Origin of the sequence: Pectobacterium atrosepticum (assembly GCF_000740965.1) — a bacterium.
Taxonomy (GTDB): domain Bacteria; phylum Pseudomonadota; class Gammaproteobacteria; order Enterobacterales; family Enterobacteriaceae; genus Pectobacterium; species Pectobacterium atrosepticum.
On sequence record NZ_CP009125.1, the window covers coordinates 3421951 to 3436313 of the forward strand.

At 53.9% G+C, this 14363-nt stretch carries 14 protein-coding genes; 4 read left to right on the forward strand and 10 right to left on the reverse strand.

Features of this window, described 5'->3' with window-relative positions:
• Positions 1-14: 14 nt before the first annotated feature.
• Together GZ59_RS15140 and GZ59_RS15145 are read right to left on the reverse strand one after the other, a co-directional pair.
• Complete coding sequence (locus tag GZ59_RS15140; protein ID WP_235213960.1) at positions 15-392, reverse strand: hypothetical protein; 378 nt, start codon at positions 390-392, stop codon at positions 15-17.
• Between the two features lie 160 nt (positions 393-552).
• On the reverse strand, positions 553-1446 hold the full coding sequence (locus GZ59_RS15145; protein WP_011094657.1) for a LysR family transcriptional regulator: 894 nt from the start codon (positions 1444-1446) through the stop codon (positions 553-555).
• A gap of 302 nt (positions 1447-1748) precedes the next feature.
• On the opposite strand from GZ59_RS15145, the gene GZ59_RS15150 reads away from it, so the two are divergent.
• A complete protein-coding gene (locus GZ59_RS15150) occupies positions 1749-2150 on the forward strand; it encodes a (R)-mandelonitrile lyase (RefSeq protein WP_011094658.1) in 402 nt (133 codons plus the stop codon).
• Between the two features lie 74 nt (positions 2151-2224).
• Here GZ59_RS15150 and GZ59_RS15155 read toward each other — a convergent pair whose 3' ends face one another.
• Positions 2225-2548, reverse strand: coding sequence for a PTS sugar transporter subunit IIA (locus tag GZ59_RS15155; RefSeq protein ID WP_011094659.1), 324 nt, complete (start codon positions 2546-2548; stop codon positions 2225-2227).
• Between the two features lie 498 nt (positions 2549-3046).
• On the opposite strand from GZ59_RS15155, the gene GZ59_RS15160 reads away from it, so the two are divergent.
• The 3 genes from GZ59_RS15160 to GZ59_RS15170 all read left to right on the forward strand — a co-directional run bounded on the left by GZ59_RS15160 (position 3047) and on the right by GZ59_RS15170 (position 6824).
• Positions 3047-4063 carry an iron ABC transporter substrate-binding protein gene (locus tag GZ59_RS15160; protein ID WP_011094660.1) on the forward strand — a complete coding sequence of 339 codons (1017 nt, stop codon included), beginning with the start codon at positions 3047-3049 and terminating at the stop codon, positions 4061-4063.
• 140 nt (positions 4064-4203) lie between these two features.
• Positions 4204-5781, forward strand: a complete 1578-nt coding sequence (locus tag GZ59_RS15165) for an ABC transporter permease (RefSeq protein ID WP_011094661.1) — start codon at positions 4204-4206, stop codon at positions 5779-5781.
• A gap of 2 nt (positions 5782-5783) precedes the next feature.
• Positions 5784-6824 (forward strand): ABC transporter ATP-binding protein, encoded by a 1041-nt coding sequence (locus tag GZ59_RS15170; protein ID WP_011094662.1) that lies wholly within the window; start codon positions 5784-5786, stop codon positions 6822-6824.
• Between the two features lie 29 nt (positions 6825-6853).
• Here GZ59_RS15170 and arnF read toward each other — a convergent pair whose 3' ends face one another.
• The 7 genes from arnF to arnB are packed head-to-tail and all read right to left on the reverse strand — an operon-like array spanning position 6854 to position 14304.
• Complete coding sequence (gene arnF, locus GZ59_RS15175; protein WP_011094663.1) at positions 6854-7246, reverse strand: 4-amino-4-deoxy-L-arabinose-phosphoundecaprenol flippase subunit ArnF; 393 nt, start codon at positions 7244-7246, stop codon at positions 6854-6856.
• Entirely contained in the window at positions 7246-7587 is a 342-nt protein-coding gene (gene arnE, locus GZ59_RS15180) for a 4-amino-4-deoxy-L-arabinose-phosphoundecaprenol flippase subunit ArnE (RefSeq protein WP_011094664.1), read from the reverse strand. The genes arnF and arnE overlap by 1 nt, the downstream gene beginning before the upstream one ends.
• Positions 7584-9254, reverse strand: a complete 1671-nt coding sequence (gene arnT, locus GZ59_RS15185; protein ID WP_011094665.1) for a lipid IV(A) 4-amino-4-deoxy-L-arabinosyltransferase — start codon at positions 9252-9254, stop codon at positions 7584-7586. Before arnT ends, arnE begins: the two co-directional genes overlap by 4 nt.
• Positions 9255-9271: 17 nt before the next feature.
• A complete protein-coding gene (gene arnD / locus GZ59_RS15190) occupies positions 9272-10165 on the reverse strand; it encodes a 4-deoxy-4-formamido-L-arabinose-phosphoundecaprenol deformylase (RefSeq protein WP_011094666.1) in 894 nt (297 codons plus the stop codon).
• The gene (gene arnA / locus GZ59_RS15195; protein ID WP_011094667.1) at positions 10162-12183 is read right to left on the reverse strand and encodes a bifunctional UDP-4-amino-4-deoxy-L-arabinose formyltransferase/UDP-glucuronic acid oxidase ArnA; all 2022 of its coding nucleotides are present in this window, start codon (positions 12181-12183) and stop codon (positions 10162-10164) included. The genes arnD and arnA overlap by 4 nt, the downstream gene beginning before the upstream one ends.
• Positions 12180-13163, reverse strand: coding sequence for an undecaprenyl-phosphate 4-deoxy-4-formamido-L-arabinose transferase (gene arnC / locus GZ59_RS15200; RefSeq protein WP_011094668.1), 984 nt, complete (start codon positions 13161-13163; stop codon positions 12180-12182). The genes arnA and arnC overlap by 4 nt, the downstream gene beginning before the upstream one ends.
• On the reverse strand, positions 13156-14304 hold the full coding sequence (gene arnB, locus GZ59_RS15205) for a UDP-4-amino-4-deoxy-L-arabinose aminotransferase (protein WP_039295154.1): 1149 nt from the start codon (positions 14302-14304) through the stop codon (positions 13156-13158). The genes arnC and arnB overlap by 8 nt, the downstream gene beginning before the upstream one ends.
• Positions 14305-14363 lie beyond the last annotated feature (59 nt).

Consider the following 14363-nt stretch of genomic DNA (forward strand, 5'->3'; position numbering starts at 1 on the left):
TTCGCGTCAATTCATCACCTGTTCCAATTCACCATAGAATAAATAAGGGCGCTCATTCTCAATCCACTTTGCTTTTTTATAACACAAATATCTTCTTCTATATAAACATCTAAACATCCAATTTCCACTGAGAATTCATTGTGTTTATATTTTGGGCCGAAGTTATGATAGGTTATCGCGCCTTTGCCAAAATATCCCCCAATCTCTTCTCGCCATAATAACGTTATTTCTGCCTCAAACGGGCCGCTCCTCATTTTCCCTTTCAGGCTGGCAATAATTTTTTCTTTCTCAACAAAACTCCACCGCACGGCGTCAAGGCTCCAGGTATTATCGTTCACGCTAAATTCGCCGGAAAAAACGTCTACAAATGTTTTATTGTTATCAGAATACATTTCATCTCCTTGAATATTCAAAATGAGTAACCCCGCAACCTTCCCCATCAGAAGCGCTTTTTCTTTCCCTAACGTACCACATCACACACCGCGATTCATGAATGAGGTCGATAACAACATTCTGCCAGCGCCTCTTAACCAACGGGTTATCTCCGCGTTGCTAACGCGGATAGCGCAGCGCCTCCACAAACAGTGAAAAGGCGGTGGTATGCTGTTTGCGGCTGGGATAATACAGATAGTACCCTGGGAATGGTGGGCACCATTCCGTCAGTACCTGAATCAGGCGACCGCTGGCAATGTCATCTCGCACTGAATCTTCCGGCACATAGGCCAGACCCAGTCCGATTTGTGCGGCATCGATCCGCTGGCGCAGGCTATTCATCGTCAGTTGGCCCTCAACTCGCACCTTGATTTCCCGACCACTTTTTTCAAACTCCCACGCATAGATGCCACCCATCGTCGGCAGACGCATGTTAATACAGCGGTGATGCTGCAAATCCTGCGGTGTTATAGGGACAGGGTTGCGTGCGAAATAGTTAGGGGAACCGACCACCACCATACTCATTTCAGGTGCGATACGAACAGCGATCATGTCTTTTGCCACCTGTTCACCCAAGCGAATGCCCGCATCAAAACGGCCGACAACGATATCTGTCAAAGCGTTATCCATCGTAATTTCGATGTTAATATCGGGATAATTCGCTAAAAATGGCTTTAACATCGGCCATAATATCGAATCAACCGCGTGCTCCCCCGCAGTGATGCGAATATTCCCCGCGGGTCTATCCCGCATGTCGCCCAGCGCAATCAGTTCGCTTTCAATATCCGCGAAACGCGGGCCGAGGCTATGCGCCAATTTCTCCCCCGCTTCCGTCGGTGCGACGCTGCGCGTGGTTCGGGTCAGCAATCGCACACCAAGACGCTCTTCAAGGCCACGAATAGAATGGCTTAACGCCGACTGAGAAAGCCCGAGCTTCGCCGCTGCCTTGGTAAAACTGCGTTCTCTTGCCACCACGAGGAACGAAATAAGGTCATTAAAATTTTCTTTTAACATCAGAGTGTCCAAATAGTGGTACATCAACTTTTATCTATTATACAAACTCATGAATGATATCCATGTGAAACCGCCAATAATCGGCGGTTTCACACTAAAAATAAGCAATGATGAATAATATGCGCTACATTCCTCCGCGTAATTAATGAATATAATTCATAGCCTCTTTCTGATTTTACCCTCTGGTACTTCCCCATAAATCGCAGTAACGTTTTCATAGTCGCTGTCTTTCATCAACACTGAATTTTTCAATCACAGCGAATCTTTCAATAACAACTACGCTTTCCAGCAAGGAGGAAAAATTGAAAATTACCCGCAGTGGTTCACACCCGTCCCAGCCTGGCCCAGACAGCTATTTTTCCGGCAACGTACGCATTGATGCGCCCTTCCAGAGCACCTCCCCCGCTCGGGTTGGCGGCGCAACAGTAACTTTTGAACTCGGTGCCCGCACGGCATGGCATACCCATCCACTCGGCCAGACGCTGATCGTCACGCAGGGTCGAGGCTGGCTTCAGGAATGGGATGGCGAGATTCAGGAGATCAATCAGGGTGATATCGTCTGGATACCCGAAGGCGTAAAACACTGGCACGGTGCGACGGCACAAACCGCCATGACCCACATTGCTATTGCCGAATCGCTTAACGGCAGCCCGGTCGAATGGCTGGAAAAAGTCAGCGACGAGCAGTACGGGAAGTCGCGATAAAGAAGAGTTGCACATCTTAGGGGTAAGCCACTCAGCGAGAAGCTGAATGGCTTTTCATTTGCTCAGTAATACGGTTAGCGCATGTGCATATTGACGCCAGATACATCTTTCCTGAGTTCAATAATCTCTTCAGCCAGTTCACGGCACAGCATCGCATTCATCAGATGATCCTGTGCATGCACCACAATAAGTTCGAGATTGGTTTTTTCCTTACTCTGATAGCCAATAAATCCGGTCTGGATCAATTGCGCCCGATTCAGCGCCACCGCAGCCATTTTTAATAGTTCATCGACGTGATCCCACTCGCCCCGGCGAGCTGCTCTAAGTGCTTCCATTGCGCAGGAACGTGTTTCGCCAGATTTAACGATAAGCTCAATCATCCGCGTTTCTACATCCATTTTTCCATCCCCCGAATATCAGTTGCTGTGTCACCTTTTTGTCGGCCAATTAACCCCAAATTGCAGACAAGCGCACGTGACACCGAAGAAATACGGTGCATTTGTTGTATCGCTACTCACAGCCTGCACAGTAAATATAGATGATTAATCATAATTTGTTGCTGTAAATCATGACGTTATGTCTCATTTCCGATGAAATAAATTTCGCAAACATATCGACCTATTTTTTAATCGATGAATTTATACAATTTCACACCGTGACACGCGCTGAAATAAAGTCATAACCGAAACGTCACATTCACCGGAACCTTAATTTAACCTTAAGAAAGCGAAATAATAATAACTATCATTATTATTATCGATATGTAGAATTCTTTTCCGACTGCCACTACATCTCGGCCTGTGTCGCTAAATAGCCTGGCTATTATGAGCAACGCGGGGGCACCCATGTAGGTCAGCAATACGCAAACACGACAGGTATTGATAAGGGTAAATAATATGAAGCTTGGTTTTGGATTACTGAGTTCTGCCGTTTTATTAGCTTCCGGCCTGACTCTCAGCGCATCGGCAAATGCAGCAGAAAACGATGAAGGGATTGTGATTTACAATGCCCAACATGAAAACCTGGTGAAATCCTGGGTTGACGGTTTTACCAAAGAAACGGGCATCAAGGTGACGTTACGCAGCGGCAGCGACACCGAATTGGGCAACCAACTTGTGCAGGAAGGAAAATCGTCCCCTGCCGATGTGTTTCTGACCGAAAACTCACCGTCGATGGTGCTTGTCGATAATGCCGACCTCTTTGCTCCGTTGGACAAAGCCACTCTCGCTCAGGTAGCACCTGATTATCGTCCGTCCCACGGGCGCTGGGTAGGGATTGCCGCGCGCTCTACCGTATTTGTCTACAACCCGACCAAATTTACCGATGCACAACTACCGAAATCCTTAGCCGATCTGGCGAAGCCTGAATGGAAAGGCCGCTGGGCCGCATCTCCGTCCGGTGCGGATTTTCAGGCCATCGTCAGCGCCTATCTAGAGCAGAAAGGTGAGAAAGCCACGCAGGAATGGCTGAAAGGCATGAAAGAGAACTTCACTGCCTACAAAGGTAACAGCACGGTAATGAAAGCGGTGAACGCGGGCCAGATTGATAGCGGCGTGATCTTCCACTATTACCGTTTTGTCGATCAGGCTAAAACCGGCGAAAACAGTAACAACACCCAGCTGTACTACTTCAAGCACAAGGATCCGGGCGCGTTTGTCAGCATTTCCGGTGGCGGCGTGCTGGCATCCAGTAAACATGCGAAAGACGCTCAGGCCTTTATCAAATGGATCACGGGCAAACCCGGTCAGGAAATCTTGCGCACCAACGATGCGTTTGAATATGCGGTTGGCGTCAATGCGCTCTCAAACGACAAATTGGTTCCGCTGAAAGATCTGGACGCACCAAAAGTTGATGCCGCCAAGCTCAACAGCAAAAAAGTCGTAGATCTGATGACGCAGGCTGGCTTGTTGTAACGGATAGATTGTAGCGAATAGATTGTAATGATAGCGCCTTCGTCAGGGCATTTTCGCCCTGACGAATTATCATAAGAATGGCCGCTCAACGCGGCTTCACCGTCTAAGAATATCGTCCTGACGAGGCAACTGCAGGCAGCATGACAAACGTTAGCTACAGCGAAACCACGACCTCCACCGCCTCCTCTCCGCCATTACGCAAGCCTGTCGCGTTGCTTGCGATCGTCGCTCTGGTATTATCCCTGCTGGGCTTTGTCCCGCTGGGCTTTGTGATTGGCGTAAGTATTGATACCGGCTGGGAAACGGCTCGTGCCTTGTTATTCCGCCCACGCGTTGGCGAGCTTCTGACAAATACGGTGCTGCTGGTTGTCCTGACGCTGCCGATTTGTACGATTCTGGGCGTGCTGTTAGCCTGGCTGACGGAACGAACCACCCTGCCCGCTCGACGCCTGTGGTCCCTGTTGCTCACCGCGCCACTGGCGATTCCCGCATTTGTACAAAGCTATGCTTGGATCAGTACCGCCCCCGGTCTGCATGGCTTACCGGCTGGCGTATTTTTATCCGTCGTCGCCTATTTACCGTTTCTTTATTTACCCTGCGCGGCGACGCTTCGGCGTCTTAACCCCGCGCTGGAAGATGTCGCGGCTACGCTGGGCGTGCCACCTATTACCGTATTTTTCCGCGTGGTGTTGCCGCAGTTAAAACTGGCCATCGGCGGCGGGTTGCTGCTGATCGCTCTGCATCTGTTGGCGGAGTATGGCCTGTTCGCCATGATCCGCTTCGATACCTTTACCACCGCAATCTTCGATCAGTTTCAGTCAACGTTTAATGGCCCAGCAGCCAACATGCTGGCCGGTGTACTGGCGTTGCTGTGCCTGTTTCTGCTGTGTGCGGATGCCCGCGTGCGTGGCGTCACGCGCTATGCTCACGTGGGTTCCGGCGCGCCGCAGGTTGTCACACCGATTTGCTTGTCACCACTTTCTCTCTCGCTGGCGCTGCTGTTACTGACAACGCTGGTGCTGCTGACGCTCGGCGTGCCTTTTATTACGCTGTTTCGCTGGCTAGGTTTTGGCGGCTGGGAAGTGTGGCAACGGCGTGAGTTGCTTGATGCGTTTCGCCAGACCATGACGCTGGCGCTGAGCGGTGCTGTGCTGACGACGCTGGCAGCGATCCCGATGGCCTGGCTGACCATCCGCCACCCTAATCGCCTGTATCGGTTTTTGGAAGGGTGCAATTACATCACCAGTTCTCTGCCGGGTATCGTCGTCGCGCTGGCGCTGGTAACTACCACGATTCACGCCATCAGACCGCTCTACCAGACTGAGTTCACCGTGCTGCTGGCTTATCTGTTGATGTTCATGCCACGGGCGCTGGTTAACCTGCGCGCAGGAATAGCACAGGCACCGGTGGAGTTGGAACAGGTCGCGGCCAGTCTGGGACGTTCACCCTTACAGACGCTAATGACCGTGACCATCCGGCTGGCGGCGCCCGGCGTCGCCACGGGGGCAACGCTTGTTTTTTTGGCGATCATCAACGAGCTAACCGCCACGCTGCTGCTGGCACCCAACGGCACGCGCACGCTGGCGACCGGGTTTTGGGCGCTAACCAGTGAGATCGATTATCCTGCGGCGGCACCCTACGCGCTTATTCTGGTCTTACTGTCGCTGCCGTGGACCTGGTTTCTCTACACGCAATCACAAAAAATAGCGGGGCGATAATCATGTTGGAACTTCATCGCGTCAGTAAAAGCTTTAACGGACGCACCGTGCTGTCTGACATTCATTTAACGTTAGAAAACAGCCGTCGCACGGCGATTGTCGGCCCATCCGGTTCAGGGAAAACCACCCTGCTGCGCCTGATTGCCGGGTTCGAAACACCGGATACCGGCGTCATTACGCTAAACGGCCAAACGCTCTGCGATAACGGGTTCTCCGTCCCTGCCCATCAGCGCAGAATTGGCTATGTCCCGCAGGACGGCGCGCTGTTTCCGCATCTCTGCATCGCGGACAACATCGCCTTTGGGCTCAAAGGCTCGAAAGCGGAAAAACAAAAACGCGTAGATGAATTGATGGCGCTGGTTTCGCTTCCCACGCATTTACAGAAACACTCACCGCATGAAATTTCCGGTGGTCAACAGCAGCGTGTCGCACTGGCCCGCGCGCTGGCGCAGCGCCCTGCGTTGATGCTGCTGGATGAACCGTTTTCCGCGCTGGACACCGGACTGCGTGCCGCCACCCGTAAGGCGGTAATGGACGTATTGCAGCAGGCTAACGTGGCTTCGATTCTGGTGACACACGATCAGGGGGAAGCGCTGTCTTTTGCCGATAGGGTGGTCGTCATGCGTGAGGGTCAACTGTCGCAATCGGGTTCCCCCTGGGCGCTCTACCACCAGCCCAACAGTGAAGACATCGCCACTTTCCTCGGTGAAACGCTGATTCTCAATGCACAGATTGACGGTGGTAAGGCTGACTGCCTGCTTGGGCGCATCGCAGTAGATCGCCCAACGGCAAACGGTCGAGTAAGAATCATGCTCAGGCCGGAGCAGATAACGATTCAGGATACCGAGATAACGAGCACGGCACATATGCGTGCCACTATCCGCAACGTCGAGTTTTCCGGCTTCGTCTCTACACTGACGCTACGCATCCACAACGCAGAAGCCGATGTCATTGAACTTAAAACCGTCAGTCACGCCGCTTTCATCGTCGGCCAACAGGTTAGCCTAAGCGTGAACGGTGCCGCACACGTTTTCAGTCAATAATATCCCTCGCAGGCACAAGCACAGGCGGTTTACTTCGTCGCCTGTGCGTCGCGGCTAACCAGCCAAACCCCGAGAAGAATAATCAGAACGCCGAGGTTTTTACGCAGGCTCATCGGTTCATTCAGCCACGGCAGAAAAACCGCAGCAAGGTAGACCACCGCATAGCTCAGACTAATCAGCGGGTAGGCACGGCTTAGCGGTAAATAGCGTAGCACCATGAACCAGCACACCATCGACAGGCCGTAGCAGATAATCCCGACCAGCACCGCGACAACAGGCCAGCCCGCCATCAGCGTGCTGAGCGATGGCCAGTGCGTCATGGAAATGCTCGGCAGCGCCAGCATCCCGCTTTTCATTAATACCTGGGCGGCACTAGCCAACACGAGGCTGGCAACGACCCAAAAATATCCCTTGTTCGTCATCACTCCCCCTGCATCAGATAGATACCGATGACAATCAGCGCAATGCCCCACCAGTGATGCCTATCCACGCGTTCGCCAAACCCATAGTGCGCCAGCAGCGTAACCAGAACAAAATTGATGCTCAGCAACGGGTACGCCACGCCGAGCGGGAGATGTTGCAAAACCAAAAGCCACAGCAGCAGCCCAATACCCAGCAGCAATGCCGCCAACATCAGCCATCCGAACGTCACCCGTTGACGCTGAGCCACGGGCAAACGCCGCCAGCATTCTGCCGCCTGTTTCTGGCACAGTTGCCCTAAGCTGGTCAACAGACAGACGATGGCAACCAATAAATAACTCATGGCACGACCTGCTTATAAAACAGCAGCACATAGCGGTGCGATTTTCTCAACTGATTAGGGGCGGGCAGATTACGATATTCGTCATCACTGTCTCTGTCGGTCTTCAGCACCAGCGCGACATTTCCGCTACGTCGTTTATCGGCAAGCCAAGCGGGGAAAGCGCCCTCATCCACAAAGCGATCGGCAGCATCAGCATAGTCCAGCCCATAGTTCAGTTCGCCACGCGCCTTAAATAAGGTGATATCACTGCGCTTCAGTTCCCACGCCAGTCCGGCAGCCAGCCCCACTTCGTCGCTAAGCACATAGCGGCTGTCTTCAAGCAACGGCTGGTGGCTACGAATAAAGGTTTGGGGATTCTTGGAATCAACCACACTCGCCGGAATACTCCCGCCAACGAGCAGCGCCAGAAAGAGCGGACAGCCCGCCACCAGATAGCCCCACGTCTGCTGTTTCCTCAAGCTAACAGCAGCAAAGGCTATCCAACCGATAAAGCAGACGATTCCCGATATGATGGTAAGGCCTTCTCCCGGTTGATAGAAATGCGGCACGATGATGCCAAGGCCAAGCGCGGCAACCGCAAGCCCCAACACGCCGCCAAAAACAATATTGAGCCAGCTATTGATGCGCAATAGACGCTCGCGCACTACGGGGGCCAGTCCGGAAATCCACGCCGCCATCAGCAGCGCCAGTGGTGCAAAGCACGGCAGAATGTAGGTCAACAACTTACCTTTGGCGATGCTGAAAAACAGCAGCGGCATCACCATCCAACACAGCAAGAAGAACCGCTCTGGGTTCACTTTCCGTTCAGTCCAACCGCTGCGTAACGCGCCCGGCAACAGCGCCAGCCAGGGGAATGTCCCCACAATCAGAAACGGCAGGTAATACCAGAACGGTGCCTTATGCTGCGCATCGTCTTCAGCAAAACGCTGGATATGTTCAATCCAAAAAAAGTAATGCCAGTAATCAGCTTCTCGTGCGTGCACCGCCAGCGCCCACGGCGCACTCAGCAGCACCGCGACAACAATCGCCAACGGCCCGAACAGCAGCAGTTCCTTGATACGCTTTTGCGCCAGCGCCACGGGCAGCACGCTGATCACCGGCAACGCCAGCGCCAGAAAGCCTTTGGTCATGAACCCCATACCGCAGGCTAACCCCATCAACCCCCAGGCCAACAGCCGTTCACGCGTCAGTTTTGCCCGTAGAATCATCGCATGGCTGAACAGCGCCGCTGTCATCCAGAGCGTCACCATCGGATCGAGCACACTGTAAGTACCAATGCCATAAACAAGGAGTGACGTCAGATAGATCGTCGCCGCCAGCAGCGCCGTGCGCTGGTTTTTCCACAGCATCATCGCTAGCCAAAATACCAGCAGCGCACTCAGCGCAGTAGAAAACACCGAGGCAAAGCGCACGGAAAAATTGGTATGACCTAGTAACCACTGGCTCATGTTATTCAGCCAGTAGCCCGCGACAGGTTTCTCAAAATAGCGAATATCCAGCAAATGCGGCACAATCCAATCGCCGCGCTGAAGCATCTCACGGCTGATTTCGGCATAGCGAGTTTCATCCGGCGACCACAGCCAGCGACCGTTAAGCGGCAGCAGGTAGAGCAAAGCAAACAACACCACTATCACAGTACTTTTCAGCTTGATCATGCTTTTTTCCATGCTGTCTCCTGCTTTATTTATTCTTCCGTTTGCACGCCAAGCCACCCTTCCCGTCCGGGAAACGGCGCGCGTTCAATCCGCCCGACGGGCAACGTAGTCGAATCATCAGGCAGTAACGAGGAAAGTGGACAAAATTCGATGTGCCGCTGACGGGCAAGAAGCAGTAACTGACGGAACAGCGCCAATTTCGCGCCTCCTTCAACCTCTGCGTGAATGGTATACACCGGCACGCCCCGATCCTGCTCGATTGCGTCGAGAATAAAGTCGTTGAATTCGCCGTCACTCACGCGCTCACCAATAACCTCATCATAGGTCGGCAGCGTTACGGGGATCTGCGTCGTGCCAAGCCCCCCATTTTTCAGTCGTGGCCGAAAAGGCTGGGTGCCGCGACAGTCACTGTTATAGTCCAGATTCCAGCGCTGCTTCATTTCAACGACGCGTGCATCAGCTCGCCAGCCCGCTACGGCGGAGCAGCGCACTGGCGATGGCAGAATCTGCGTTAACGCATCCATGCCTTCATGGAACTGCGCTGCCAGCTGCGCATCCGACCAGCGGGCGACATTCGCCTGCCAGCCGTGATGATCCCAGGAATGTAGCCCCACTTCATGCCCGGCGTCGTGCGTCTGGCGGATTAACGAGCCAAACCGTGCGCCGATATGACGCCCCGGCCACGCCGTGCCAGCCAGCAAGATATCCCAGCCGTAGAGCGAGGCCGCGTTGGAGCGCAGCATCTTCCATAAGAAACGTGGGCGCAGCAGACGCCACAGGTGACGCCCCATGTTGTCCGGCCCGACGCTAAAAAAGAAACTCGCCTGGATATCAAACTCCGCCAGCACCTTCAGCAGCGCGGGTACGCCGTCCCGCGTACCGCGCCAGGTATCGACATCAATTCGCAGGCCAACGCGCGTCATCCCTGCGTATCCGTGGCATCAGCGGTGTGCGGGACGTCAACGGTACGCAGAAAATAGTCCAACGTTTCCGCGACGGTTTGCTCCATCTTCACCGTCGGTTCCCATTCCAGCAGGCGTTTGGCGTTGCGAATGCTCGGCGTGCGGTGCGCCACATCCTGATAGCCTTTGCCGTAATAGCTGCTGCTTTCCACGTCAATAAATCCGGCAAACGGCGGGAAACGGTCACGTAACGGGTGAGCATTAAAGCTGGTGAGCAGCATTTCGCCCAGTTCGCGGATGCTGGCTTCATTATGCGGATTGCCGATATTGATAATCTGCCCGTCACACTGACCGTTGCGATTTTCGATAACGCGAAATAGCGCTTCAATGCCGTCGTGAATATCGGTAAAGCAGCGTTTCTGCGCCCCGCCGTCCACCAGCTTGATCGGCGATCCTTCCACCAGATTGAGGATCAGTTGAGTAATGGCACGCGAGCTGCCGATCCGCGCGGCGTCCAGCGTGTCCAGACGTGGCCCCATCCAGTTAAACGGACGGAACAGCGTGAAGCGCAGGCCGTTTTTGGCGCCGTACGCCCAGATCACCCGATCCAGCAGTTGCTTGGATACGGAGTAGATCCAGCGCTGCTTGTTGATCGGCCCGACAATCAAGCGTGAGGTGTCTTCATCAAACTCTTTGTCGTCACACATGCCGTACACTTCTGAGGTAGACGGGAAAACGATGCGTTTGTTGTAGCGTACGCAGTCGCGCACAATTTTCAGATTCTCTTCGAAATCCAGCTCGAATACGCGCAGCGGGTTACGGGTGTATTCGATAGGCGTTGCAATCGCTACCAGCGGCAGAATGACATCGCATTTCTTGATGTGGTATTCGATCCATTCGTTATGAATGCTGATATCACCTTCCACAAAATGGAAACGCGGATCGCCAAGAAAACGCGCGATGGCATCAGAGCTGATGTCCAGCCCGTAGATCTCATAGCGATCGTCGCGCAGCAGGCGCTCGGTCAGGTGGTTACCGATAAAACCGTTCACACCGAGGATCAGCACACGCGTGCGGCGTCGTTGCACACGGCTGGCGAGGTTACCCAGCCGCGCCTGTGGCACCATGCCCATTTCCGCCGCCAGTCGGCTACCCGACATATACAGCCCGGCTTCACTCTGTCCGCTGACGATCTCAAGCGCGTCTTCACCACAGGACACCACCAGCGGCGAAGTCGAAATAATCGATCCCGCATCACCGCCATGTGGATGATTAACGTTCACACGGTTGTTTTTAACCACACGGGCGCGCCAGATAATCACCTTGCGCTCACCGAGAAACGTAAACGCCCCCGGATAGGGTTCCGTCACCGCGCGAATCAGGTTGTTGATCTCATGGGCGCTTTTTTGCCAGTCGATCAGACCATCTGCGGCCGTGCGACGACCGAAATAGCTGGCCTGGCTGTCATCCTGTGGCGTCAGCGCAATCTCACGCGAGCGAATCAGCGGTAACTGCTGCGCCAGCAAAGTGGCTGCGGCGGTACGACATTTTCCATGCAAAGTCAGCGCGGTATCTTCATCGTCAATCGCCACCACAGACTGCGCGACGATATCACCCGCATCAGCACGGGAAACCATCTTGTGCAGCGTAACGCCCGTTTGCGTTTCTCCGTTCACCAACACCCAGTTAACGGGAGCTCGCCCACGGTAGCGCGGCAGCAGTGAGCCGTGCAGATTAAATGCGCCAAACGACGGTAACTGAAGAATGTCATCGCTTAATATCGTGCGGTAATAGAAAGAAAAAATAACATCGGGTGCCAGTTCCCGAATACGATTCACCCAGAGCGGATGGTTAATATCTTCTGGTGCAAATACCGGAACATCCATCCCGGCAGCCGTTTTCGCCACCGAGGCGTAGAAGTGGTTCTCGCCCGGAGCATCGCTGTGCGTGAACACCGCCTGAATCTCATAGCCCGCTAACGCTAACGCTTCAAGACCCACACAGCCGATATCATGGTAGGCAAATACTATCGCTTTCATTCTTCTTCATCCCGTAAACTGGTGGTCAGTGGCGTTGCCGCACTCACTGTCTTTTGCACAAAATAGCGTGGACGGGCACGCACATCGGTATAGATACGACCAATGTATTCGCCCAATAGCCCCATCCCAACGAACTGCGCGCCGATAAACATGAACAGCACAGCAAACAGCGTGAACACGCCCTCTGCCGCCCACTCCGCGCCGAAAAACAGACGCAAGCCAATCAACAGCAGTGCCAGCAGGAAACCCGACAGCGCGACGACGCTACCAATCAGGCTGAGAATACGCAGCGGCGTCGTCGTCAGGCAGGTCAGCAGGTCGTACATCAGATTAATCAGCTTCAGAAAGCTGTATTTGGACGTGCCAAACTCCCGCTCGGCGTGCAACACGTCGATCTCGATGGTTTTTCGTGCGAACGTGTTGGCAAGGATAGGAATAAAGGTGCTGCGTTCGTGGCAGCGCAGCATCGCGCTGACAATGTGGCGGCGATAAGCACGCAACATGCAGCCGTAATCCGCCATGGATTTCCCCGTTGAGCGGCGAATCATCATATTGATGGTTTTCGAGGCCAGTTTGCGAAACAGCGAATCCTGTCGATTTGCCCGCACGGTGCCAACCACGTCATACCCTTGCGACGCATACTCCACCAGCCGCGGGATTTCCTCCGGCGGGTTCTGCAAATCAGCATCCAGCGTAATCACCACATCGCCTACTGCCTGCTGGAATCCGGCCATGATGGCCGAATGCTGGCCATAGTTGCGATTCAGCAACACGGCGATAATGTGCTTTTCCGGGTCGCTCGCCGCCTCGGTTAACAGTTCCGCTGAACGATCGTTGCTGCCGTCATCAACCAGAATAATTTCCCAGGGTTTACCGATCTTCCGACAAGCCGCCAGCGTGCGTTCAATCAGCACCGGTAGGCTCTCTTCTTCGTTATAAACGGGAATCACAACAGAAACATTTTTGATGTCATCAATCACGAACAGACTCCAGAATCGAGGTTAACGCCGCGACGACGCGATCGACATCGCTGTCTTGCATATCGGGGAACAGCGGCAGCGTCATGAGCGACGCCGAATTCCACTCCGTTTCCTGCAGGTGCAAATGCGGGTAGCGCTCACGGTAATATTTCTGCGTATGCACCGCTCTGAAATGCAGCCCGGTGCCAATGCCATGTGTTTGCAGCGCCGCCATCAGATCATCGCGTGAAATACCGCACTGCGTTTCGTCCACGCGCACCATAAACAGGTGCCAGGCGTGCAAATGGGGATAGTCAGGGACAGCCAGCGGCTGAAGCGGCAGCGAGTGCAACTGAGTGAGATAACGCGCGGCAAGCTGCTGACGGCGGGCGTTGATCGCAGGGAGTTTATCCAGTTGGACCAGCGCAATAGCCGCATTGATATCCGCCAGATTGTATTTAAACCCCGGCGTCACCACTTCGGCCTGCGGCTTGCGCCCCTGTAACTGCCTGTCAAACGCATCCACACCCAGCCCGTGAAATTTCAGACTGCGTATACGCTCGGCGAGTGCTTCGTCATCCGTCACCACCATGCCACCTTCCGCACAGGTGATATTTTTAATCGCGTGAAACGAGAAAATGGCGGTTCCACGCGCACCAATCCACTCACCACGGTATTGCGTACCGACGGCATGCGCCGCATCCTCAATGAGCGGAATGCCATAGCGTTCACTGAGTGCGCGCAGCGCATCCAGATCGGTAGGCGCACCGGCGTAATGCACGGGAATAATCGCTTTGGTCCTCGACGTAATGGCAGCTTCAATATCCTGCGATCGCACCATCAACGTATGCCGATCCACATCCACCATCACCGGTTCCGCACCCAATAGCGTGATGATATTGACGGTTGAAACCCAGGTCTGAGACGGCGTAATAACCTCATCACCGGGGCCAATGCCGAGCGCCATCAGCGTAACGTGCATTCCGCCCGTCGCGGAGCTAACCGCAATCGCCTGTCGGCACCCAAACTGCTGGCAAAAAGCCTGCTCTAACTGCTGACATTTCGGCCCCGTGGTTATCCAGCCAGAACGTAATACTTCTGCCACGGCAGCAATTTCCTCGTCGCCCATGGTCGGGCGGGAAAAAGGCAAAAAATCCGTCATAAGGTATTCCCAAAATAAATAATGGCGATAAATCATTATTCAGTAGTCTAAATAATGAA

What these genes read in the sequence shown, in the direction of transcription:
- arnA (WP_011094667.1), bottom strand. Translation starts at nt 12,183, where the DNA reads ATGAAAGCGATAGTATTTGCCTACCATGATATCGGCTGTGTGGGTCTT.
- arnB (WP_039295154.1), bottom strand. Translation starts at nt 14,304, where the DNA reads ATGACGGATTTTTTGCCTTTTTCCCGCCCGACCATGGGCGACGAGGAA.
- arnF (WP_011094663.1), bottom strand. Translation starts at nt 7,246, where the DNA reads ATGACGAACAAGGGATATTTTTGGGTCGTTGCCAGCCTCGTGTTGGCT.
- GZ59_RS15160 (WP_011094660.1), top strand. Translation starts at nt 3,047, where the DNA reads ATGAAGCTTGGTTTTGGATTACTGAGTTCTGCCGTTTTATTAGCTTCC.
- GZ59_RS15145 (WP_011094657.1), bottom strand. Translation starts at nt 1,446, where the DNA reads ATGTTAAAAGAAAATTTTAATGACCTTATTTCGTTCCTCGTGGTGGCA.
- arnE (WP_011094664.1), bottom strand. Translation starts at nt 7,587, where the DNA reads ATGAGTTATTTATTGGTTGCCATCGTCTGTCTGTTGACCAGCTTAGGG.
- arnD (WP_011094666.1), bottom strand. Translation starts at nt 10,165, where the DNA reads ATGACGCGCGTTGGCCTGCGAATTGATGTCGATACCTGGCGCGGTACG.
- GZ59_RS15140 (WP_235213960.1), bottom strand. Translation starts at nt 392, where the DNA reads ATGTATTCTGATAACAATAAAACATTTGTAGACGTTTTTTCCGGCGAA.
- arnT (WP_011094665.1), bottom strand. Translation starts at nt 9,254, where the DNA reads ATGGAAAAAAGCATGATCAAGCTGAAAAGTACTGTGATAGTGGTGTTG.
- GZ59_RS15155 (WP_011094659.1), bottom strand. Translation starts at nt 2,548, where the DNA reads ATGGATGTAGAAACGCGGATGATTGAGCTTATCGTTAAATCTGGCGAA.
- GZ59_RS15165 (WP_011094661.1), top strand. Translation starts at nt 4,204, where the DNA reads ATGACAAACGTTAGCTACAGCGAAACCACGACCTCCACCGCCTCCTCT.
- GZ59_RS15170 (WP_011094662.1), top strand. Translation starts at nt 5,784, where the DNA reads ATGTTGGAACTTCATCGCGTCAGTAAAAGCTTTAACGGACGCACCGTG.